The following is a 22401-nucleotide window of genomic DNA, read 5'->3' as shown; positions in this document are numbered from 1 at the left end:
CTGAAAATTTCTAGACCACATAGGTTTGCGCTGACAGAAGCGGGGACTATGTGGTTTTATTCACAAGTAGATACCTCCAATTACACCTTAGCTCCCTAATAAGGAATTAGGCGAGCTGTTAGCGATTTGATTTTTCAGCGCTTATCCCAGCGGGGCGATCGTATGCAACCGCTCATCGCTTCAGGTTGTGAATTCATACAAAACAAAAATCCCGAATACCTGTCTTACTATAAATACATATTTAACTAAAAATGAAAATCGGGATAATTCTTTCATTCAATAAGGCTGCAGGTGTAGGCATTCTTATAGATAATCACAATGAACATATCCGCTTCTATGCGGCAGATTCGACGAAAATTCCTGCCAAAGGGGAAACTGTTACCTTTGAGACTGAGTACCGCAATAAGCAGCAGGTAGCGATCAACCTCAAACGCTACCAGCATGCCTAGTTCATTTCATTTTCAAATAATGAATATTTTTATTGCTATCGATATAAAATTGCAGGCTTAAGTCTTTGGTAAGCACCTGATAAGGATTTTCTCTCGAAGCATTGAGTTTTTCCAGGTGCGTATACAGTTTTTCGAATACTGGTTGCAGCAATGATAAGGTTTCTTTGAAATCCTCTTCAGCATTAACTGTCTCTTTTTTGTAGGCCTCAAGATGCGCTTTACCGGTTGGGCTTTCATCCTCCTTTAATACTTTTTCGTGTTCGGCCCTGGTGTAGTCAATGTAGTGGCGTTGCAATAGTGCTTTTTCTTTGAGCTGGTAATATTGGACGGAGAGTAAAATGTTTTCCATAAGCTTTAGTGATCTGATTAATTTCTTTGAAAATAACCTTTCAGAATGCTGAATGGTTTTATTTTAAGCCAATTTTCTCGATTACAAAACCAGCGCTACAGGTTGTTGTTAAAACCTAAACATTTCCCATGCCATGGATGTTACTCTTATCAAATTAATACCATAAACATGTACAATTTAGATTCAACACAGATACCCCCTAACTATTACCGTAGCCAGTTCATTGATAGTTTTCGTAGTCCCGTACATGGCGATAATACCATGGTTTTCCTGGTTCAGGATGACACAGATTTATTACTTTATGCAAAGGCAGCAAAGCACACTTGGGAATCGGTTGGTGATTACCCAGATAGCTTCACCGGAATTGTAAAAACGGTTAATGGCAATGCCTTTGCCAGTTTTATTTATGTGGGTGCACTTGCCGCTGCACAGCAGGCTTCTTAGTATTTAGCTGCTGGATTTGGTTACAAAGGCTGATTTCTGGTTTTTGAAAACAAAAAACAGCTGAGCTTAATGCGAATAGGTCCTGGTAAAACCTTTGATTATATATTTGGTTAAGCCATCGTTTTGCGGTGGCTTTTTTTAAACGTTTCATTTTTCTTCATCGGCATTATCTATAAACAACTAAGGTGATATTTTGCTAATAACACAAATTACACTTTAGCTGAATGGATTGCATACCATCAGATAAGCTTATCAAACATCTTCTGCACAAAATCTTTTTAGGTTAATCATAGGCCTTTTGATGGTAGTGGCCCGCGTTGGCCACTTAGAGCTTTATACGCTAAGCTTTTCAGGCACAGCTACCAGACTGGCTTGCATTAAACAAGGAATTAATCGTCATCCTTTCAGGAATAGTAGAGCAATTCCTTGGTCAATTTTATTATGCTGGAAAACTCAGCGCATCGAAATGGGTATCTTCCCTGCCGTATTTTTTTTTGGATTTTTCCGGGGACCTGGCCCAATATCTCGGGGATCGTTATGCATTTGGACTAGATACTGATGCTAAAAACATATTATGCATATTCTTTCAGCCTGTACTGATTCTTTGGGTGCTCTGGTCAATTGGGGCCTTTGGGAAATTATTTAGGAGTCGACGATGATTATCCATTAATCTTAACCATGCACATGGATAAGAAAAGTCAGGCCTTTTTCGATAAAAGGCGCCAGGTCTACTTTTCCGCAGGACGAAACTTCCTGGCTGCGCATTTGACCTTATTTCATTACTTAGCTGATAAGCCTAACACCTTGGATGTACTTTAGCCTGTTGGCCTGCCCCGATCGCCATGCGAGTAGATTGGCTCAGATTCTCAGGTGCCGGCCTGGCTTATAGCATTGAAAGTGAAGTACGTTCTGCTTAAGGAAAAAATCTAAGCGATATTTTTTGGCAGGATTTGAAAATGCAGGACCGCCAGGGTTTTCGTAGGCATATTACCATTCAGAACAAAGTTGATGTGCTGACTGCTAAAATGCTGCTAGAAAAACTAGCAACAACTTTCCAGCCTTTCGAAGTAACAGTTTTGGGCGTGGATCTTTGGTATTATCCGAGTGGGTCCTGGAAATATTACCATTTCATCCCATTCGATTAAGGTTTAATGCGTCAAAAGATCTGCTGCTTGGTGGACAGCTAATAAAAAGCGGAAAGCATCGCCTCCCGCCCCAAACCAATTAATCCTTAACTTATACAACGCATTTACAGGGAAAAGGTTTTCGCTAAAAACAAAAAAAAGCAGGCGCAAATTCCGCTCCACATGCTTTACGCACTAACATTTAACGCGCTGTTGGTCATCAAACCTTTATGAATGTTAATGATTTGAAATCTCTATTTTCTTTGCAATGTAATTTGATCCTGGATGATGCTGGTTATATTGTTAGGTTCGGCTCACGATGCATTGAAGTTCTTATTGCTTTAAAAAAAATATTGCAAACTAATTTTAATTTTTCAGGTTTTGATAGCATGGAAAGAACGATACAGGAAATATTTGATGATTTTGAACGCATTTCGCTGGCTGTTGAGGATGCTAAAAACGCAGTGGATGCTGCGGTTTTGACGGACTTATCTGACAAGGACTTTATTTCTGCTGAGCAGGCGGATGAACATTTAATTGCCTGCCTGGAGCGGGAACACCGGGAGGCAGAGCTGGAAAACCTTAGCGCTGAATGGACTGTACTGCAGGATATTTTGGTGGAAAAGTTATGCAGGATCAACACTAAAGTACTTGTTAAAGATAAACGGGATGACAGTGCGGTTTTGATTCATTGTGAGGGTGGAACAATAATAATAGAAGAAAAGGCCGAATGAGCACGCTAACGATACAGGAGCAGTTTAATGAATACCTGAAACTGCTCAACCAGATGCATAACATTGACCAGGATATCGATGGGCTAATCAATGAGGTAGAAATTACAGACTTGCAGGAAAAACGTTCATATTATAAGAAAAGATTCATCCGCGTAAGCGGAGATATTGTAGCGGCATTAGAGGATATGGGTGCTAAATACCCTATCCATAATTACCTGGCTAACCAGACAACTTATTTATATGTTGAGAACGGAAAACTCCTTTTTGAATACCATTGAGTCAACTCCGCGAATGGTGAAACTAAGTAAACGGTGGCCTCAATACTGTTTTACCTTAAAGAGCTATGTTGGAGAAAGTGCAGCGTGAGCTAGTTATAATACTTGCGAAGTTTTAGTATAGCTGCGCGTATTCGGGTCTTAACTGTACCCAGGGGCATGGCAAGCGCTGCTGCGGCTTCAATGTGGGTATACCCCCCGTAATAAACCAGGTTAAGCAGTTTTTGCTCCTGAAGGGTCAACCCGCCAATAATGGTCCGTAAGCCTATGCTATCTGTATTGGTTTGTGCACATCCTGCGGCGTCAATGATATTTACGCAATTCTCGATCTCCTCACTTCGCAGCCGACATTTGGAAGTGGTCAGGCGGATATGATCAATGGCCGTATTTTTCGCAAGGTTTAACATCCAGGTAAAGAGCCTGCCCCTTTGGGTGTCGTATCCCAAGATCCCTTTATTGATTTTAAGGAAAACTTCTTGTAGCAGGTCTTCGGCAGTTTCCTGTTGATTGACCATCCTTAGGAGTATTCCGTGGAGGGCTGCACTGTAATATCGATATAAATAGTTAAATGCAACCTGGTCCTGGGCTTTCAAAGCCTTTACAAGTTTATCTTCAGGCATTTCCAGCATGTGGCTTGCGGAATTGCCCTCACCTGTAAAGGGCTTGTTATGTAAAGCTTTAATCATATGCTGTCAACATCAGCAGCAACCGAAAGTTTTAGATTTCTCACAACCTACTGAACTAAAGCAGCTAAGGCTTAATTGCAGGCAAAAAAGATAGCATATAACACCCAAATGCGCTAAGAAACTTGAAGATTAGCGAAAGCAAAGAAATGCCCTGTTAAATACCGTTAAATTAGCGCATTAGAATAGTGCGAGGCAGATGATGGTAATCACCAGCAAAAAAAGCAAGAATATGCCCAATAATATTCCTACCAATTTTTCAAATCCTTCCAACGGTTCCATAGTCAGAGAACATGCAAGAGCTTGGTTTAGTTTTAAAAATAAAGCCACTCCAGCATAGTTGATTCGATTCAGTGAGATATGTGATTAACTGGGCAGCATAAATTCACAGCACGGGGGTAAATGGCCTGCTGCATTTTATAATCATTGGCCTGCGCATGTTAGCTAAACAAGTCTGGTCCTGAAGGCTTATTATTATCTTCATCTTTATTTCTCGCATTGTTGATTTTAGCATCAACCTGCCAGCCCCTAAGTAAATCATTATCCACTTTATGCAAAATTTTCAACCGCTCCTTAGCTGGCAGTTCCCTGTCAAGCCAGCTGGCACTCTCGCTTTGAGAGAGGATACAGGGCATCCGGTCATGTATTTTGGATATAAAATCATTAGCGGGTTGCATAATCATTGTACAAGATGGGATAACGATACCGGTTTTGGGATCTTTCCAGCTATCCCAGAAGCCGGCGAGGAGCATAATGCTTTTATCTTTTCGCTCGAAAAAGTAAGGCTGTTTATTATTGCTTGCCCTGTCCCACTCATAGAACCCTTCCACGACAAAAACACAATGCCTGCGCCCGATAAGATTTTTGTAACTCGGAAGGCTATGCATCGTTTCTATGCGGCAATAGGTGGTTGAAAATTTAGGAATTTCTGTAGCATAAGCCGGAATTAAGCCCCATTTAATGTAATGCAACTTACCCGGCCGGGCATCCAGAATAACTGGCATATCCGTACCCGGTGGGCGGTTAGTATCTTTCTCCCTTGCTTCTCCTCCCAGGATTAGGCCTGCTTTGGCTGCCATAGCCTGGCTCTCACCGATCAGTGTTCTTCCGCACATACGCTTTCTGCTTTTTATTATTATTATTTCTTTTTATTTCCTTGTTGAGCACATTTTAAATTTTAATCTCTAAGTGTTGCTTAGCCTTCGACTATCATCTATGATTTACAATACTCACACCACCTTGATGATATCAGTCCAGCGGGTTGTATATCCTCTGGAGAGGTATTCATGCTTGAGCTTCCACTTCTTCTCATACCCTTCGGTAGCCATACGAAGCGTCCCCCTGCCATAGGCGAGATTGAGCTTATCAAGGACTTTGGACACAGTATCTTTCTTGCCGCCGTCGTGATTAGAAAACAGGTTGAGCTGAAGTTCACTTTCTGGTATCAGGCCAGTAGCGATGACCCCTGCCTTACGGTATTTCACGCCATAACGAAATAGTTTTTGAGCCACCCTGACAGCGATACTCACCAGGTCAGTAGTGCTGTTGCTGGCGATGAGCAGTTTGTGGGTATGCGATGGAAAGTGTTGCGGATGATCTTCTCTGTTTTTATTGGTATACAGAAAAACCTGCAGATACATACATCGCAAGCCCTGCTCGCGCAACTTTTCAGCCAGTCTGCTCGCATAAAGCGTCAGCGCTTCGGCCAGGATTTCCGGCTGCTCAATGTAATTGCGGAAAGACCTGCTGACGGTGATGCCCTTGGTACTTTCCCGGATTTCATCTAAAGGTATAGCAGGCCTCCCCCAAAGCTCATTCCACATACGCTGCCCCACTATGGTCATGTTTTGCTTGAACCACATCTCCGGCATTGCGCGAAGCTGTGCTACGGTTTTGATATTCAGCGCCTCAAACTTTTTGTAGTACTCGCGGCCAACTCCCCAAAGTTCATGAACAGGAAATTCTTCTACCGCTCTGCTGATTTTAATTTTGGAATCAAGTACCATTACCCCACCATGCTTTTTAGCCAATTTATTGGCCAGTTTAGCCAGGGTTTTAGTTGGCGCAACGCCGATAGATACGGGAATACCCGTATTGGCAAGCACAGTTTTCCTGACTTTCGGCGCGTAACGATCCAGGTCTTTTACCCCACCAAGCCAGCCAAATGCTTCATCAATGCTATAAACGTCCAGTCTTGGGAACCATCGGGAAAGGTTGTTCATCACACGCTCGCTGATATCGCCGTAGAGCACATAATTACTGGAGAAAACCTGAATACCATATTTTCTGATCAGGTCTCTGACTAAAAACTCAGGATCTCCCATCTTAATCCCGCAAGCCTTGGCTTCTTCGCTACGGGCAATCACGCAGCCATCATTATTGCTCAGCACCACGATGGGTTTACCATTAAGTTCCGGCCGGAAGAGCCGCTCTGCGGAAGCATAAAAATTATTACAATCACAAAGTGCAAACATCTTTGTACCTCCCTCTCTTCAATGTTTGTGGTAACAGATTGCGGCAAACTGCAGTAACGACACCCCAAATTTGCAGGTTTTCCATGCTGCTTTGTTCAATAGTATCACTATCGTTTTTCAAATTAGGCTTTGTTTTATCATGCTGGTACATCCTGCAGGTAAATACACCGTTATAAAAGGCAATCACAATAGCGCCATGAGCGGGCTGCAAGGAACGGTCAATAATCAAAAGGTCATCATGGTGAATACTTAAAGAAGCCATCTCCTCTCCTTTCATCTGAAAATAAAAGGTGCAGTGGGGATCTACGATAAGCTTCTTACTCAAATCCAACCTGCCTTCCAGGTAATCTGCCGCTGGGGATTGAAAACCCGTTATCCTTTGCGCTGCTCTGTTCTCAAACGATCTGATCATAAATGCCTTGCCTTAATACAAGACAAAATTATACTAATATTTTTAGTAAATCAAATAACGAAGATGCATTTTTACGAAGAAAGCACAACTGCAAAGAATAGCGTTAGAAAATGTTGCTTGCACAGAGATGATGGATTGCCAGCGGCGAATTCCACAGGTGTTAATAAATTTTCTTTGTGGGCTGAGCTTAGTCTTTTATTTTTGGTTAAAGGCTTTCAGGATGGAAAATATTTTAAACGACGCAGATTATAAACTGGCTTTACGCAGGATTGAATTACTGCTTTCAAAGGGCAGCCAGCGTATCATTTCAGCAGAGATTCATGAGATTACCTTATTACGGGCAAAAGCCAGGGATTATGAAGTAATCCGTTATGATTATAGCAGAATATCAGAAATTTCAGTGAACCAGTAGCCTTCACATCCATTATTTATAACGATGATGCGCCACTGGCGCATTTTTCATTAAACACTTAAGTATTTACGTATCCCCTCAACAGCTGTACCTCGTAAGAGGATAGCTGCACGGAGCTCATCTTCACTGATCTGGAATTGCATCGCCCAATAGGCAATATCCTGGGGGTCTTCCGGATTAATTTCGGCACTTGCCGTTGCTTCCATAGCCTCCAAGGAATCATGGTCATCTTCAATTGGGTGCTGTGAGCGGATTTCTTCAGGGTCTGGAACACCGGGGTTTTGTGGCGGGTTTTGATTTTCATTTATCATCAGCTGACTTTTTTAAAAAGAGATAAAAAAACGAACTGGGCATTTGCCCAATCCGCTCTTCACATCGGTGTGGATTAATAAAGGCCTAAAGATCTTTATATTTCTGTTCCAGCACCTCTATTTCTTTCAGCGCCTCGGCGATACCGTTACGCTGACTGGTTAACAGGTTAAGGTGATCGGCATGGAGCTGATTATCCTTGATTGCCCCGTCGTATTTTTCAAGGGCTGCTTTTTCACCTGTAATTACCGCACTGAGTAACGCAGTCTCACTTTTATCGGTCAGGGCCTGTTTGATGTCGATCCAGGTGCGGTGAATGGTTCCTAGAATACCACCCTCCTGATTATCAGACGCTGCACCATGTTTTGCCAAATGTGCTTTGAGTTCAGTTTCATACAGGGCCCGTTCGGCAACGTATTTCGCGAAGACGGCTTTGAGTTCAATATTGTCTGTCGACTCAGCAGCGGACGAGTAACCTTCTTTTCCATCATTAACAATGGCAATAATTCCTTTCAGGTCGGATACTATTTTTTGATTGTTTTCCATTTTTTATAGCTTTGAATATATAGAACCCTTCCTTTCAACAAAAAGTTTTACGCTTTGATTTGTTTTCACACCAGGATGCGCAGGCATTAAGGCACATCGTTCAAAAAGATTTAATGATTGACCTTAAAGTTGCCATGTTTTTCAATTAATCAACACAATTTCAAAGTTGCGCTTGTTGAATAAAACATAAGGCCATTCTCTTTAGCCTAATCGTGGGTTCTTAGGAAGACTGGCTCCAACAATTAAATAAATTTTAAATGAAAGCAATAAGAATACATCAGCACGGCGGAGCAGATAAGCTTCAATTAGATGAAATTGACATCCCTCAGGCAGGACCAAATGAACTGTTAATTAAAGTACATGCCACCAGCGTAAATCCGGTTGACTGGAAAATCAGGGAAGGTTTAAGGGCTGAGAAATTTCCTTCAAAACTGCCCCTCACCCTGGGCTGGGATGTTTCAGGTACGGTGGAAACCATAGGTGAAAAAGTAAGTGGTTTTGCAAAGGGTGATGAGGTATATGCTAAACTGGAGCCAACTAAAAACGGCGCCTATGCAGCTTATGTGGCCGTGAATGCGAAATTGGTAGCTACCAAGCCACTAAACATTGGACATACAGAAGCGGCGGCTATCCCGCTAGCCGGTCTCACTGCCTGGCAGGGATTATTTGATTATGGCCTGTTAAAAGCAAACCAACGGGTTTTAATTCATGCAGCGGCAGGTGGCGTAGGTAGCCTTGCGGTACAGTTTGCCAAAGCTAAAGGTGCTTACGTGATTGGTACCGCTTCGGCAGCGAATATTGATTTTTTAAAACAACTCGGTGCCGATGAGGTGATTGATTACCATATGGAAAACTTTGAGGCGGTCTTAAGCGATATTGATCTGGTACTGGATACGCTGGGTGGGGAAACGCAGGCGAAATCGCTATTGGTGCTAAAACCGGGTGGCCGTGTGGTGAGTACTTTAGGCGCTGAACATCCCACCGAAGCGAAGCAGAAAGGATTTCACCTGTTGGCTTTTACCGCCCAGGGAAACTCGGCCCAGCTGGATGAGATTTCAGCTTTGATTGATAGCGGGAAAGTAAAAGCAGTTATTGATCAGGTACTCTCACTGGAAGATGCCCGAAAGGCGCATGAGCTAAGTGAACAAGGGCATACCCGCGGGAAAATTATTCTACAGGTGATATAACAGGCAATGAAAAAGGCCCGGATTACCCGGGCCTTTCATCCTATTTATTTCATGTCCTTTTTGATTTTATTAATCATTTCAAGGTGCGCCTGAACAACCGGCGTGGTTTTACCGGCAAACGTTTTCAGCTCGGCATCCATACCGTCCTTAGCTTCCTTCTGCATCAGATCAAGGGTAGATTTGTGACCATCGACCATAGCATCAACATAGGCTTTATCAAAATCCTTTCCTTGTTTCTTCGACAGCTCGTCCATTTTTTTCATGTGCTCATCATCCACTGTAGTGGGTAGCGTGATATTTTTAGCCTCGGCAATCATTTTAAGCTCACTATTTGCTTTCCCATGATCATTCACCATCATGGTCGCAAATTCTTTTACCTGGGCATTACTGCTTTTCTCAAGGGCCATTTTACCTAATTCTACTTCTGCCATACCACCTACTGCTGCCGTGGTCGCAAATTTAGCATCCTCTTCAGGAACAGCTATGCCTCCTGTTGCGGCCACGTTGCTGGTGGTGTCTTTAGCCATGTTCAGGCTGTCTGCATTTTCTTTTGCATCTTTGTTTCCTCCGCTACAAGCCTGGAAGCCAATCACTGCGGCCGTTAAGGCCATTGCATAAAATAAGTTTTTCATATTTTTTTTATTTTGTTGTTGTTTCTATAACCTTATTTGGCAGATAAAGTTTGAGCATCAATGTGAGAATAGTTTGCAGGAATACCTTTTTTGATACTTAGAAGCAATTGATAGCATCATTAAGGTAAGCATACAAACTGAATGGATCTACCCCCTACACTTGCCCAGATACGTAACTGCACACCAAAAAGAAGTATTGGTCTGACTGATACTCTCGTGTTAATTTCTGGTTACTAATAAAGCTATCTTAGTCACCTGGTGGCAATGGAAAGATTGATCGCCTGAAGGCCTTATTGAATTTGGAGTAGTTCAATTAAGTCCTTCAAGGGTCTGGATAGACAATTATAATTTTTTTAGAGCGGCAGGCTTCCTTTTGGACGCTTGCTATTTTTGTTTGTAGCCACTAGCTGATCATACTATTTTTATACGGATCGGGCCTTTTATTTCCGTGGTAGTGATAGGCTTGCCTTTCTGGGTGATGGATACTTTACCCTGACTTTTAAGCTCAATGGCTGCATGGACTACTTCCTGCATGTGTTTTCGCCAATTTTCGGGAAATAATTTACGGGCGATCTCTGAAGGGCAGGTACTTTTTTCGGGGCCGCGAAGCTTTGCATGGGCAAGTATATAATCTGCGATATCTAGTCCTTCTGGCATAAATTAATTTACTAGTGTTCTTATAGCCCCAGCTTGGTTAATCAACGTTCTCCTATTGATCATAAATGCAAACCTTACAATGGCAGAAAAACCTTAAACTCGGAACCTTCGCCTGGATTACTTGCAATGGTAATCTTTCCCCCCGCATTGCTTACAATAGTATTCACCAGGTAAAGCCCAACGCCGGAGCCTTCAACGCCGGTCTTTGCACGTTTGAATTTTTCGAATATAATATGCTTGGTTTCTGTACTTAAACCCATGCCATTATCAATAACGCGAATAATAAAATTTCCATCTTCATTTTCCGTAAGGATTTTAACCTTAGGGATACGGTCTTTAGGGGTGTACTTGATCGCATTGCTGATCAGGTTATAGAGTATACTTCTAAGTTTTCTTCTAACGAAATTGATCTCGCTAACCTTTAGCTCGAAACTTATTTCTGTCCCGGTTTCATGTATTAATGCAGCTATAGAAAGGCGGACATCCTCTATGATATGCTGAATATCTATCAACTCTTCTGCCGATTGATAGCGCTGACGGTCCCAATGCGACTGGACAAGATCTTCTAAGACCTGTTTGATATTGGTTAAACTCCGTTCCATTGCGCCAATCAGCTTAGGGAGTGCCGCTGCAGTTTTTTCCGGGTTGAGCTTCATTGCCTCTAGGCTCAGCGCAATGCCCAGGATTGGGTTTTTAATATCATGGGCAATGGTATCCAATAATAGTTCATGTTCAGCTACCAGTTTCTCCTGATCACGGAGGTCCTTTACCCGAGCGGTAATATCGACAAAGGTGATAATTACGCCATTGGTTTTATTGTCAATGCGGTCGATATAAGGCAAGATATTCATTTGAAACCAGCGCATATCGATCGTCTGGATTTCTTTTTCAAGGATGTTTCCGGTGGCGATAACGACCTTAATATTTTCTATGATGGTCGGAAACCTAAAGTTTTCTTCGATATCCTCCATAGAGCGACCTATGAATTCGGGCTTAAGCACAAATTGCTTCATCGCAGGCGGCGTAAATTCCGTAAAATTAAATTGGCATCAACAAAGAGCTGGGGGATAATCGTATTGGAGAAATAATTTTCTAACTCTTCATTGAGAATGGTTAAATCATTGATTTTTTCACGATTGCTTTGCATGGTGATCGGTATCGCTTTAATTTTCTGTATAACAATGATGTCTGAAAAAATGTTTTTCAGGCACTAAAATGAATGCAGTGAACTAAAACGTAATTGTTTGCTTCGCTAAAGATTTCGATTGCTAAGCAAACAAAACCGGCGCTTAAACGCTTATTAATGCTATTCCTCTGTTATATGGCAAATCATGATAAGCGGGCTTTCCAGCCCATCGAGAGTTATGGGATTATCGGTAACCTTAAAACCGTCGCACTGGTATCGCTCCAGGGATCTATCGATTTTATGTGTGCACCCCGGTTTGATTCCCCGTCGGTATTTGCCACTATGCTGGATTCCAATGGTGGCGGCTATTTCGCAATAGAACCACAGTTGCAACACTGCAGCACTAAACAGCTTTACCTGCCCGATACCGCTGTCCTACTGACCAGGTTTTTTGCCGATGAGGGGATTGCAGAGCTCGCAGATTACATGCCGGTATCTGAGGAAGAAAAATTTCAGAGTGCAATTGTAAGGCACGTGAAAGCTGTTCGTGGGACAATCACCTTTAAGATGACCTGTGCACCATCATTTGGCTACATGAAATCAGCTCATATTAGCAGCCGTTCAGGGGATACTATCCGTTTCAGCTGTAAAAAAGAAAAGCTCACGCTGCTCCTCAAGAGTGATATATCCTTACATATCAAACAAGGAGCAGGCTATGCTGAGTTTACGCTGAAAGAATCCCAGGAGGCGAAAATCGTACTGGAGATTATTGAAGATGGCCATGAAGGGATTGATCTGGACCACTACCTTGACAAGGCCTATCCCGCTACGGTTAGCTACTGGCGACGATGGATTAACCAGACAAGCTACCGGGGAAAATATGATGAACTTATCCGCCGCTCAGCCATTACGCTAAAGCTACTCACCTCTGCTGAATATGGTTCTGTCGTTGCCGCAGCAACTTTTGGCTTACCTGAAACCATTGGCGGGAATCGCAACTGGGATTACCGCTTTACCTGGATCCGGGATGCGGCCTTTACGATGTATGCTTTTTTGAGGCTGGGGTTCATGCAGGAGGCCACTGCATTCATGGACTGGATTTTCAATCTTTGCCAGAAGCATGATTTGCAGCTGGTTTATCATATCGACGGCAATCCGGATATCAAAGAATTTGAAGCATCGCAGTTTGAGGGCTACAGGGGCGCTAGGCCAGTGCGGATTGGTAACCAGGCGGCATCACAGCTGCAGATTGATATTTATGGGGAACTGATTGATACGATATACATCTATAATAAAACGCATAAACCCATTACCTATGAATTCTGGCAACTGATTGAAAAACAGGTAGGCTGCGTAATCAAAGAATGGAAGAAACCCGATCATGGCATATGGGAGATCAGAAGTGCAAAAAAGCAGTTCCTGCATACCCGCTTGATGTGCTGGGTGGCGATGGACAGGGCGATAAAGATAGCGGAGCACCGCTCCTTTCCTTATCCTGAGGCGGAGTGGCATGCTTTGCGCAGTGAAATCTACGAGGATATTTACCATAATTTCTGGAATGAAAAATTGGGTGCCTGGGTACAATACAAAGGGGCTGATCATGTGGATGCCAGTGTGCTGCTGATGCCGCTGACGCATTTCATCAGTCCGCAGGAGCCACGCTGGCTGGCTACCATGAAAGTGATTGATGAGGAGCTTATCCTGGATGTACTGGTTTACCGCTATAAAAACGGCCTGCAAAAAATTGATGGGCTCGATGGTGAAGAGGGTACGTTTAATATGTGCTCATTCTGGTTCATTGAGGCACTGGCCAAGAGCGGTGAACTAGAGCGGGCAGTGGAACACTTCGAAAAGATGATCGGCTATTCTAACCACTTATTTTTATTTAGTGAGGAACTGGGACGAAAAGGCGAACACCTGGGGAATTTTCCCCAGGCATTTACGCACCTGGCGCTGATCAGCGCTGCGGTAGAACTGAACAAACAGCTCAGTAGGAAAAGCAGTTAAAATGAATGTGGGTATTTTAGGTATCGAAAAATTAACAATTTTGGAGTGTTAGGTTTCGCGCTATTGTTCCTGGTAATGATAAGTCAAACCGCCATCTACAAAATAAGTAGAACCGGTAACATAGGCAGCATCAGCGGAAGCCAGGAAGGCAACCACGCCTGCAACATCTTCCACACTTCCTAGCCTTCTCAAGGGAATATTGTTCAAGACCTGTTCAAGCTGTTTCTTATTTTTGAGTAAGTCCTGATTGATGGGCGTAGAAACCGCGCCCGGAGCTACGTTATTAATGCGGATACCAAAGGGTGCAAGCTCGGTGGCTAAATTACGGGTCAACATTTTTAAGGCGCCTTTACTGGCACAATAGGCTGCAAAATGAGGAAAAACAATCTCTTCGTGAACAGAGCTCATATTGATTATCGCGCCTTCAATTTTACTTTCCATACAATGTTTCACGAAACTTTGCGTACAGAAGAAAACACCTTTTAAATTGGTATCCATCACCTGGTCATAGTCTTCTTCGCTGACTGTCCAGAAATCAGCCCGTTTTTCAATGCCGGCATTATTGATGAGTATATCCAGGTGTCCAAACTTTTTGACCGCTTTCTCTACCAGCTGAGTGGCTTGTTTGGCTTTACTTAAATCTGCTTCAATGAAAGCGGCCTGCTGTCCCATTTGCTCAATTTCTTTGATAAGCTTTTCACCTCGTTCATCAAACTGATGTCCGTTCAATACCACATCACAGCCTTCTCTGGCCAGCCTGATGGCGCATGCTGCGCCTATCCCCTGACTGCTTCCGGTAATCAGCGCCACTTTATCTTTGAATTTTTTCATAAAAGATTATGATTTACTTAGGCTTGAAACACGCTATTATAAAATGATGGTGTAGGCCTTTGGATCTGTTTCATCTAAAATTTTATTTCCCTTTGCAGCTGTATCCTGGGCATTCTCGATGGGTTCATTACCCCTTTGCGGATAAGATGAAGTAGTAAAATGCCCATAAGTTACCTCACCGCATTCTTCATCAAAAAGGCAGTTTTGAAATGGATTGGATAGCTGTAGATTCATAGCTTTGTATGCTTTGTGTTTTTGACAAACAAGATTCGCTGCCAAAAGGTTTTGAAGCTGGGGCTTTGTTTATTTATATTGCTACTTATTTACATTTAATGAAAGAAATTCTGTTTTTTGGAGATAGCCTGACGGCGGGATATGGACTTACAGATCCAGAACAGACCACTTTTCCGGCAAGGATTTCTCAGGCGATAAAATCTGCCGGGCTTTCTTTCAGGGTGTGTAATGCAGGGCTTAGCGGGGATACAACGGTAGCTGCCTTTCCCAGGCTTGCTCCGCTGCTGCATGATAATATTGCGCTTTTTATCCTTGAGCTTGGTGCTAATGATTTCCTGCGGGGGCATGATCCTGAAATGATGTATGAATTTCTTTGCCGCATGGTTCTCCAGGTGAAAAAGATAGCCCCTAGGGCAGTTATTTTGCTGCTAGGGATCGAGATCCCCATTTGGGTACCTGCTACTTACCAGCAGCGTTATGCGCATATATATCCAGATTTGGCAGCCGCATTTTCGCTTGCCTATATTTCGGATTTTATGGCGCCGATTAAAGGTAAAAAACAATTTCATCTGCCTGATGGCTTGCATCCACTGGCAAGTGGTTATGAGCTTATTGCCGAGTATATCTGGCCGGTTACCAAAACAATACTGGATAAATCCTGATCGGTTTTATTATCATATAAATTTAATGAGATCTGATCAAATGCCCAGGAATTAGAGGGCAATCTAAATACAAAAGGATAATCGATACCGATTATCCTTTTTTGAAATGTTAGTCTTTGGAGATATTGGAATTCATTAATAACACGGTAACCGATTGCGTCAGCTACCGCTTCCTAAAAAATTAATCCCTTAGACTAAAAGATCAATCTTGTTATATTAACCCTCTGGAGGCCAGAGATGTTTTTAAATTGGCTATTTTTTTTGGCTAAAAGATCCTGACCAGGAACTCTTCGTTAAAGTCTGCACGATAAACCTTGAATTCCACTGCCCATTCATCTTCTACTAATTGACCAATGAATTGGCTGAATAACCGCTTGAAGTGCAAAAAATCAATACCTTCTTTAGTGATAACCAGGTAAAGGCTATCCGTCTGCATAATCACCTCCTGGATTTGATCGGGCCAGTGGGTTTTGATTTTTCCAGGCAGGAAGTTAAAGTGCTGCTGATCGATAAATTTTGTGATAGCAGTTGCCTTAGCTTCTTCGAGACTTCTTACACCAATTTCGATCCACTTGCCCTCATGTTTAGCCATAGTAGCCAGTAGAATACCATCCTGTAGGACAAGCCATGGTTCGTCAGTTGCAAAGCGGACCAACTGATAGGCCTCCAATTCATCCCCGCTCCCAAAGAGGTAATCGAGCACCAGCATTTTACTGCTGGAAACCATGTCATGATGGGGTACATTATGCTTAGACACGTTCGAATTTTGTCCCATACTGGTCGACGAAGTTTATTTTGACCCCTTTAATTTTCACCTCGCTATCATCATGAATGAGATCGGCCATTCTTTGGATATCCTTCGCATCCTCTTTTGTTGAAACGATGATATTAAGTTCCCGCTCGCCCACTTGAATAATATCAGTGATGCGGTGACTGCTAAGTACAGTTTTTAATATATTGATGAGTTTTTCCATTGACTACTTCGTCATAAAACATCATCACTATAGGATTGTTTTTGCTCGAAGTTACAAATTGCGTTTTTTTTTATTATTAATAGCTTAGGTCTCATCTTATGCTATAGCTCGAATCGCTCAGCAATGGAGTCAGGATGACATCGATAGAACCCGCTTCTGAAAAATCAGATGTTCTCGCTAGGCATGCTTACCTAAATTCATAAGGTTTTCGAGCAAAGCAAATGTTATGGGCGGGTACTCACTTTGGCAACATGGTGCAGGATGATAAGGATGGATACATGTATATAACAGGATGATTGCAGCAAATATGCTTGGTGTCTTCCAAAGGTAAAGCCGGCGAGAGATGCCTACGAATCCCAGGCATCGGCCAGGGTGTTTTATGATCTGGTCTCAAGGTGGCAATTGTAAGGGTAGCGCCATTTGAACAGACGCGGTATAATTTTATTTGCCCATAAATCATCAAGAGCCCGTGAATGATCCATTAGCCATGCCTTTATTTAGTCAGAAATTCAAGGTAAAGGGTCTTAATGATATTACGGACTAACTGGCCACATTAATTCTATGGTGCCTGCGGGCGAGTTCATTAATTTTTGTAAGGTAATATGCTGGGATATCAGTGCCCTTTTCCGGTCGAAAATCTTCGCCATTCTCGATGAGAAATCCCTTCATAATTCCGTCAATAAGTATGCGGTATCTACAAGTTTCAGCTTTGAAAAGTGTGATAATAATTATGGTTCCGTCTACATCTAGAATTCTGGTATCAGTATTGGCAAAAACATGCATGATATATATCTTTTCTTAATTTTTTAACACCATACTGTTCAAATTGTTCCTCATTAAAACACACCATATTAGCGCTTTAAAGAATAAATGGGCCTACAGCGACTTAGTGTATATTATACACAACTAATAAGAATTGTTTTTTCATCAAAAAGTTATGCGGCTAAATGGGTGGCTGCATTGATCTTTTTCGATCGCTGGTCATTATTAACGGATCCAGCCGCTAATAGCGGCCAGGCACGTGCTTTTGATATGCGCTGCTCTTACCTGAGCGTTAATCATCATAAGGGGTTATGTTTGGTATGCTGTGCAGTTTTCACGATTAGTCAATCCATAGTACCAGTTCAACCATGCAAGGTTACACCCTAATAGTAATAAGTTAGTAGCCCTGCCTTCCATTTTTTTGAATGTATCAATACTTGCGCACCTGATTAGCTGAAAGTCTTTCTCGTTCAGCAATAACGCAATCACTTTTCTTATTCCATTATCATCTCCAAAAAAGCCTGATGACTTTGCCATCATTCGTTCTAATTTTTTTTCTGCAAACGCAGTGCGCTTAAAGCGAAGTTTTCAAACTAAAGGAAAGTTAACATTATTCCAAATAGGCCCCAAATCACATTTTTTAAGCTTATCATGAAAGTTGTTGAATACCAGGTTCCAATGTTATTAAAACTTCAACTTGACAAGCTCCTCAGCATTTGCTTATACGGTGAAAACCGATATTTATGAATAAAGATGAATTTGCGGCGGCAGCAAAAATGGAAGGCAGTCTGTAAAGTCATGCGATAATTTTTAGCAAGGGATGGTTATGATGCCAAAGACATTTTGCAGGAGACGCTAATGGAAGGCATACGCTATTGTGATCGGTTTAAACCTGTAACTAACTTAAATGATTATAAGTAATCTGCAACATCGTTCCACTATAAACGGTGTTGTATCAGGCTTAGCCCTTTTTGACATCCAAAACGTAATCAATGCGGTAAACTCGAATGATAGCGTGGCCCTCAGCATTATTTCGAAGGCAATTATTACAAGGAAATCCTTGCCGAAATCGACATTTCCCTCGGGGATAGACACTAGCTGAAACCCTACCGAACCGACTGACTTGGCAGTTTTACTGTTTGTGACTGCTACAGGATAAAAAAGCCCCGCAAGTACTGCAAGGCTTTCCTAGACCCACGGTCGCTGCTAAGGATGTCCAGATCCTCCAGCGGCACCATAGATCTGTCCTGTGGCATAACTGGCATTATGATCGGCCAGCTGTACGTAAATCGACGCTAATTCAGCAGGTTGTCCAGGACGTCCCAGAGGTGTCATCTTGCCGAATTGCTCAATTGCATCCTGTGGCTGCCCGCCACTTGTCTGTAATGGTGTCCAGACTGGCCCTGGCGCTACACCATTGACACGGATGCCTTTGGGTCCGAGTTGCTTAGCCAGCGACTTAACAAAAGCTACATTAGCCGCTTTGGTTTGAGCATAATCGAAAAGATTTTCTGAAGGATCGTAGGCTTGGACTGAACTAGTAGAAATGATCACCGAACCTTCCTTTAAATGTTCCAGTGCTGCTTTAGTGATCCAGAATGGGGCATAAACATTAGTTTTCATTGTAACATCGAAGTCTTTGGTGCTCATATCAGCTAAAGAACTTATTGCTTGCTGATGTCCTGCATTATTAACCAAGATATCGATGCCGCCCAGTTTTTCAGCAGCCTGGTGAACGAGGCTTATGCAGAATGATTCTTCAGTAATATCTCCAGGTATTCCATATGCTTTCCTGCCGCAGGCTTCTATAAGTCTGAGTACCTCATCTGCATCGGATTGTTCTGAAGGCAGGTAATTAATTACGACATCCGCTCCTTCCCTAGCATAAGCAATCGCTGCTGCTCTCCCAATACCTGAATCGCCGCCCGTGATCAATGCCTTTCTGCCCGATAGCCGCTCATGACCCTGGTAGGATTCCTCCCCATGGTCTGGAACAGGGTCCATTTTAGAAGCAAGACCGGGAACACGCTGCGGCTGCCTTGGGAAAGGTGGTGCCGGATATCTGGTAACTGGGTTGTCAAGTTTTTGTTTTTTCTCTGTCGACATGATAATAGTTTTAAGCTGCTAATATTCTACATTAATTCTTGCACGGCCAATAGCCATCATTACTTTTGAACATGAACAATCCGATTTTGTTCACCTTATTTTAAAAATTGTAATTAAGCGTTTTAAGTTTAGTAGTGATGAATGCAAAAACCGGTAATCACAATATTTTTTTATTAAAATGCTGGTAAAGCTATTTTTATTTAATAAAACAAGATCCTTAGGGGTTATTAGGTGTATTGTGAATGGAGATCCTCAGCAATACATGACAAACCAATATAGGCTATCCCTTTTATTGTAAAATGTCTGTGAAGGTACTGGACTTTGGCGTTGTGAGGGCTAGAAGCATTAACAAACAGTTGCTAGAATCCAGGATATCTGATCTGACCTGTAAGTGGCCAAAGATTTTCACAGGAATACTCGAAAGTGACGTCGGTGATTAATCGGCTAAAAAATTATGGCTGGCTATAGACAGCGCGCAGACCTGGCCTGCTAACATCCAGCAAATTAGCACAAAAAATTCCTGAGCAATTTTGCATTGCTTTGGACACATTCTGAATCATCACCCAAAACTGTCAAGCTGCAGCGTGCTTAATCACGCATTACCTCAGTTAGTCTTACATAGGGCAAACATCGAAAAATGCAATTTTTGGTACTAGTTTTGCTTAAGTATACTGAACGTAATCATCAAATTATGACCCAATCCTCATTCAGTGTTCAGGCAATGAAACATGCACCTGCGCTGCTCTGTTTTGCTAAAAGTTTTACAAATAATACTGACGATGCACAGGATTTACTACAGGATACCCTGGTGAAGGCCTTGCGTTATTATCAGCAGTTTGAACAGGGCAGTAATCTAAAGGCTTGGTTATACACAATTATGCGCAACACGTTTATAAACGATTACCGCCGCCGGGCTAAAACCATTTCGATTATACAACAAAGCGAGGAAATTTCCAGCCATGATTTATTTCGAAGTGCCAGCCAGAATGCTGGGGAAAGCAACCTAATCCTTAAAGATGTACACAAGGCACTCAAAAAGTTACCGGAGTGTTACGCATTTGCTTTTGTAAAGCATTTTGAAGGATGGAAATACCATGAGATTGCCGAGGAACTCGGAATACCTGTTGGAACGGTGAAGACGAGGATTCATTGCGCAAGAAAATTATTGAAAGAGCAGTTAATGAGTCACAGCAGGTATGCTTACAAAGCTGGACAGGCGTAACGATAACCAGTTTATTAATAAAAGAGGAACTTTTGTATGGGAGTTGAAAGGAAATGTAAAGCGAATAAATTTGCTGAAAGTGATAGTTGTGATCAACGCTACAGTCTGCGGCGCTGATCGTTTGAAGTACCTCAGTGTGATTCGGGCCAAATTGTAACATAAAGATTACTTTTTGAGTTTGACTTTTCCGTTGATAAGCCTGATATTTCAGCAAGAGATTGTGTAACAAATAGAGTGGAGCGATATGAATGAACAAAGAAAGTGGGAAATTATCAAGGAAAAGATCACCAGGTACAAAAAATCTTCGTCAGATAAATCCAGGTCAAAAAAATTGTTTTCAGATCTGATCAATACTTTTATTACAACCTATCACAAAAACGATTTAAATCCCGGAGGCTCTGGCCGTTAGTAAATCCAAAGAACAGTTTAAAGCTGACCTTATCAAGGTAACTCAATGGAGCAAGCCATAACTTGTGCTGGGTAATAATGTCTTTACCGCTTTTGGCTAATTAGGCATATTCCAGGCCATATTGCAGCCTTAACAGTTATCGCAGTAACGGCTGATCTTCGAAATTGTCCATGCTTATGGTCTATCGCGCGAAGCTCGTTATCTATTCCTTACACCAGTTCTGGTCCCTTTGCTCAAAAAGCTTTGTTATTTTTGCAAACATTTTCTTACCGACCAAGGTTCAGATAGGACATGAATATTAAAACGAACGAGGGTCTTTTTAGGACCCTGACCTCTGCGATTCTCTATACTGCAGGACTTCTGGTGCTGCTCTGGTTCCTTTCCAAAATCCTCAGCGTGGTCTTGCTTGGTATCTTTGCCCTGGTTATAGGACTAATTATCAATGCGCCGGTGAGTCACTTGCAAAAAAGGGGCTTTCAGCGATGGCAGGCATCTTTAATTATCTTTCTGATCATTTTTGGAATTACCGCGCTTCTGGGCTGGATGGTCGTTCCTCACCTGAGTGATCAGCTGGATGTACTTATAGGTAACATTCCAAAATATTATGCGAGCGTATCAAGTTACCTGGATAGTCTCCTGAAAAAATTCCCGGAGCTCCGTAAAGAGATCGGCGAAAGCGGTACTTCTATTTCCGCTGCAATGCCATCTGTTGGTAACACGGTGATGGGGATTGGGAATTTTTCGTTTTCTGTTCTTGGCGGGATATTCGTCTTTATCGTATTCATCTGCATGGTGGTCTTCTTTGTTGGCAACCCTGGCCCGGTAATCGGGATGTACCTTACTGTATTTCCCCTGCACCAACGGGGGAAAGCAGCCGCCGCTATGAAGCACACTTCCATAATGCTTGTAGGCTGGATGAAATCCAATCTCATAGGAGGGGCAATTGAGGCGGTACTTGTTTATGGTTTCCTCACCTTGATGTCGGTTCCTGGTGCGCTGGTATGGGCTGCGCTTGCATTTTTCTCCGAACTTATTCCAAAGATTGGCTTTTACATCATGGCAATTCCCCCTACGCTGGTCGCGCTGTCTGTAAGCCCGGGAACAGCCTTATGGTGTTTAGGTTTCTTTTTGTTACTTAATGAACTTATTGCGGACTTTTTGATGCCTAAACTCCGCTCATCTACGATGAACATCCATCCCATGTCCTCCCTGTTTTTACTGTTGGCAATGGGAACTGCTTTTGGTCTTACCGGAGCATTACTGGCTACCCCGCTTGCTGCGATTATCAAAGCATACTATCAGGAATTTTACCTCTCGCGATTCCCAGATGATCCCGAACTTGAGCACCGAACCAATAGCGTTGTTTCCCGATGAGGCTGAC

28 protein-coding genes are annotated in these 22401 nt (G+C 42.5%); 11 read left to right on the top strand and 17 right to left on the bottom strand.

The features are described 5' to 3' along the window. Positions 1 to 251 precede the first annotated feature (251 nt). Positions 252 to 449: a hypothetical protein gene (locus R2R71_RS13065; RefSeq protein ID WP_316831716.1), complete on the top strand. Its 198-nt coding sequence runs from the start codon at positions 252 to 254 to the stop codon at positions 447 to 449. A 1-nt stretch (position 450) separates the two neighbouring features. Here R2R71_RS13065 and R2R71_RS13060 read toward each other — a convergent pair whose 3' ends face one another. After that, on the bottom strand, positions 451 to 798 hold the full coding sequence (locus R2R71_RS13060; RefSeq protein WP_316831715.1) for a hypothetical protein: 348 nt from the start codon (positions 796 to 798) through the stop codon (positions 451 to 453). A gap of 168 nt (positions 799 to 966) precedes the next feature. Here R2R71_RS13060 and R2R71_RS13055 point away from each other — a divergent pair, with 168 nt between their 5' ends. The 4 genes from R2R71_RS13055 (at position 967) to R2R71_RS13040 (ending at position 3378) form a co-directional block, all read left to right on the top strand. Then, a complete protein-coding gene (locus tag R2R71_RS13055; protein WP_316831714.1) occupies positions 967 to 1242 on the top strand; it encodes a hypothetical protein in 276 nt (91 codons plus the stop codon). 956 nt (positions 1243 to 2198) lie between these two features. Next, a complete protein-coding gene (locus R2R71_RS13050; protein ID WP_316831713.1) occupies positions 2199 to 2387 on the top strand; it encodes a hypothetical protein in 189 nt (62 codons plus the stop codon). A 209-nt stretch (positions 2388 to 2596) separates the two neighbouring features. Next, positions 2597 to 3100 (top strand): hypothetical protein, encoded by a 504-nt coding sequence (locus tag R2R71_RS13045; protein WP_316831712.1) that lies wholly within the window; start codon positions 2597 to 2599, stop codon positions 3098 to 3100. Further along, on the top strand, positions 3097 to 3378 hold the full coding sequence (locus tag R2R71_RS13040; RefSeq protein ID WP_316831711.1) for a hypothetical protein: 282 nt from the start codon (positions 3097 to 3099) through the stop codon (positions 3376 to 3378). Before R2R71_RS13045 ends, R2R71_RS13040 begins: the two co-directional genes overlap by 4 nt. An 89-nt stretch (positions 3379 to 3467) precedes the next feature. Here the strand turns inward: R2R71_RS13040 and R2R71_RS13035 are convergent, their stop codons facing one another. The 4 genes from R2R71_RS13035 to R2R71_RS13020 all read right to left on the bottom strand — a co-directional run bounded on the left by R2R71_RS13035 (position 3468) and on the right by R2R71_RS13020 (position 6944). Then, positions 3468 to 4061 (bottom strand): RNA polymerase sigma factor, encoded by a 594-nt coding sequence (locus R2R71_RS13035; protein WP_316831710.1) that lies wholly within the window; start codon positions 4059 to 4061, stop codon positions 3468 to 3470. Positions 4062 to 4498: 437 nt separating this feature from the next. After that, complete coding sequence (locus R2R71_RS13030) at positions 4499 to 5173, bottom strand: SOS response-associated peptidase (protein WP_316831709.1); 675 nt, start codon at positions 5171 to 5173, stop codon at positions 4499 to 4501. 114 nt (positions 5174 to 5287) lie between these two features. Continuing rightward, the gene (locus R2R71_RS13025; protein WP_316831708.1) at positions 5288 to 6532 is read right to left on the bottom strand and encodes a Y-family DNA polymerase; all 1245 of its coding nucleotides are present in this window, start codon (positions 6530 to 6532) and stop codon (positions 5288 to 5290) included. Next, on the bottom strand, positions 6516 to 6944 hold the full coding sequence (locus R2R71_RS13020; RefSeq protein ID WP_316831707.1) for a LexA family protein: 429 nt from the start codon (positions 6942 to 6944) through the stop codon (positions 6516 to 6518). The genes R2R71_RS13025 and R2R71_RS13020 overlap by 17 nt, the downstream gene beginning before the upstream one ends. A gap of 220 nt (positions 6945 to 7164) precedes the next feature. Here R2R71_RS13020 and R2R71_RS13015 point away from each other — a divergent pair, with 220 nt between their 5' ends. Beyond that, a complete protein-coding gene (locus tag R2R71_RS13015; RefSeq protein ID WP_316831706.1) occupies positions 7165 to 7356 on the top strand; it encodes a hypothetical protein in 192 nt (63 codons plus the stop codon). 50 nt (positions 7357 to 7406) lie between these two features. On the opposite strand, the gene R2R71_RS13010 is transcribed toward R2R71_RS13015, so the two are convergent. Both R2R71_RS13010 and R2R71_RS13005 read right to left on the bottom strand, forming a co-directional pair. Beyond that, positions 7407 to 7667, bottom strand: coding sequence for a DUF3606 domain-containing protein (locus R2R71_RS13010; protein ID WP_316831705.1), 261 nt, complete (start codon positions 7665 to 7667; stop codon positions 7407 to 7409). A gap of 85 nt (positions 7668 to 7752) precedes the next feature. After that, positions 7753 to 8211: a PA2169 family four-helix-bundle protein gene (locus R2R71_RS13005; RefSeq protein WP_316831704.1), complete on the bottom strand. Its 459-nt coding sequence runs from the start codon at positions 8209 to 8211 to the stop codon at positions 7753 to 7755. Positions 8212 to 8468: 257 nt separating this feature from the next. Here R2R71_RS13005 and R2R71_RS13000 point away from each other — a divergent pair, with 257 nt between their 5' ends. Continuing rightward, entirely contained in the window at positions 8469 to 9398 is a 930-nt protein-coding gene (locus R2R71_RS13000) for an NADP-dependent oxidoreductase (protein WP_316831703.1), read from the top strand. A gap of 44 nt (positions 9399 to 9442) precedes the next feature. On the opposite strand, the gene R2R71_RS12995 is transcribed toward R2R71_RS13000, so the two are convergent. The 3 genes from R2R71_RS12995 to R2R71_RS12985 form a co-directional block, all read right to left on the bottom strand. Then, positions 9443 to 10030, bottom strand: coding sequence for a DUF4142 domain-containing protein (locus tag R2R71_RS12995; RefSeq protein ID WP_316831702.1), 588 nt, complete (start codon positions 10028 to 10030; stop codon positions 9443 to 9445). A gap of 411 nt (positions 10031 to 10441) precedes the next feature. Then, positions 10442 to 10687 (bottom strand): DUF3253 domain-containing protein, encoded by a 246-nt coding sequence (locus R2R71_RS12990; RefSeq protein WP_316831701.1) that lies wholly within the window; start codon positions 10685 to 10687, stop codon positions 10442 to 10444. Between the two features lie 74 nt (positions 10688 to 10761). Next, the gene (locus R2R71_RS12985) at positions 10762 to 11700 is read right to left on the bottom strand and encodes an ATP-binding protein (RefSeq protein ID WP_316831700.1); all 939 of its coding nucleotides are present in this window, start codon (positions 11698 to 11700) and stop codon (positions 10762 to 10764) included. Between the two features lie 290 nt (positions 11701 to 11990). Here R2R71_RS12985 and R2R71_RS12980 point away from each other — a divergent pair, with 290 nt between their 5' ends. Beyond that, the gene (locus R2R71_RS12980) at positions 11991 to 13820 is read left to right on the top strand and encodes a glycoside hydrolase family 15 protein (RefSeq protein WP_316831699.1); all 1830 of its coding nucleotides are present in this window, start codon (positions 11991 to 11993) and stop codon (positions 13818 to 13820) included. Between the two features lie 60 nt (positions 13821 to 13880). On the opposite strand, the gene R2R71_RS12975 is transcribed toward R2R71_RS12980, so the two are convergent. Together R2R71_RS12975 and R2R71_RS12970 are read right to left on the bottom strand one after the other, a co-directional pair. After that, positions 13881 to 14651 (bottom strand): glucose 1-dehydrogenase, encoded by a 771-nt coding sequence (locus R2R71_RS12975; protein WP_316831698.1) that lies wholly within the window; start codon positions 14649 to 14651, stop codon positions 13881 to 13883. A gap of 36 nt (positions 14652 to 14687) precedes the next feature. Beyond that, positions 14688 to 14885, bottom strand: a complete 198-nt coding sequence (locus tag R2R71_RS12970) for a hypothetical protein (RefSeq protein WP_316831697.1) — start codon at positions 14883 to 14885, stop codon at positions 14688 to 14690. A 98-nt stretch (positions 14886 to 14983) separates the two neighbouring features. Between R2R71_RS12970 and R2R71_RS12965 the strand changes: the two genes are divergently transcribed. Continuing rightward, positions 14984 to 15547 (top strand): GDSL-type esterase/lipase family protein, encoded by a 564-nt coding sequence (locus R2R71_RS12965; RefSeq protein ID WP_316831696.1) that lies wholly within the window; start codon positions 14984 to 14986, stop codon positions 15545 to 15547. Positions 15548 to 15812: 265 nt separating this feature from the next. Here R2R71_RS12965 and R2R71_RS12960 read toward each other — a convergent pair whose 3' ends face one another. From R2R71_RS12960 to R2R71_RS12940, 5 genes are all read right to left on the bottom strand, one after another. Beyond that, a complete protein-coding gene (locus R2R71_RS12960; protein ID WP_316831695.1) occupies positions 15813 to 16322 on the bottom strand; it encodes a hypothetical protein in 510 nt (169 codons plus the stop codon). Next, a complete protein-coding gene (locus R2R71_RS12955; protein WP_316831694.1) occupies positions 16297 to 16521 on the bottom strand; it encodes a hypothetical protein in 225 nt (74 codons plus the stop codon). Before R2R71_RS12955 ends, R2R71_RS12960 begins: the two co-directional genes overlap by 26 nt. A gap of 540 nt (positions 16522 to 17061) precedes the next feature. Next, positions 17062 to 17304, bottom strand: a complete 243-nt coding sequence (locus R2R71_RS12950) for a hypothetical protein (RefSeq protein ID WP_316831693.1) — start codon at positions 17302 to 17304, stop codon at positions 17062 to 17064. A 288-nt stretch (positions 17305 to 17592) separates the two neighbouring features. Then, positions 17593 to 17823 carry a hypothetical protein gene (locus R2R71_RS12945; protein WP_316831692.1) on the bottom strand — a complete coding sequence of 77 codons (231 nt, stop codon included), beginning with the start codon at positions 17821 to 17823 and terminating at the stop codon, positions 17593 to 17595. A 666-nt stretch (positions 17824 to 18489) separates the two neighbouring features. Further along, on the bottom strand, positions 18490 to 19389 hold the full coding sequence (locus R2R71_RS12940; protein ID WP_316831691.1) for an SDR family oxidoreductase: 900 nt from the start codon (positions 19387 to 19389) through the stop codon (positions 18490 to 18492). 691 nt (positions 19390 to 20080) lie between these two features. Between R2R71_RS12940 and R2R71_RS12935 the strand changes: the two genes are divergently transcribed. Together R2R71_RS12935 and R2R71_RS12930 are read left to right on the top strand one after the other, a co-directional pair. Then, positions 20081 to 20611 (top strand): RNA polymerase sigma factor, encoded by a 531-nt coding sequence (locus R2R71_RS12935; RefSeq protein ID WP_316831690.1) that lies wholly within the window; start codon positions 20081 to 20083, stop codon positions 20609 to 20611. 700 nt (positions 20612 to 21311) lie between these two features. Beyond that, a complete protein-coding gene (locus tag R2R71_RS12930; protein WP_316831689.1) occupies positions 21312 to 22394 on the top strand; it encodes an AI-2E family transporter in 1083 nt (360 codons plus the stop codon). The last annotated feature ends 7 nt before the right edge of the window (positions 22395 to 22401 follow it).

Origin of the sequence: Pedobacter aquatilis (assembly GCF_032678405.1) — a bacterium.
Lineage (GTDB): Bacteria > Bacteroidota > Bacteroidia > Sphingobacteriales > Sphingobacteriaceae > Pedobacter > Pedobacter aquatilis_A.
This window is presented reverse-complemented; position numbering and strand designations above follow the sequence as displayed.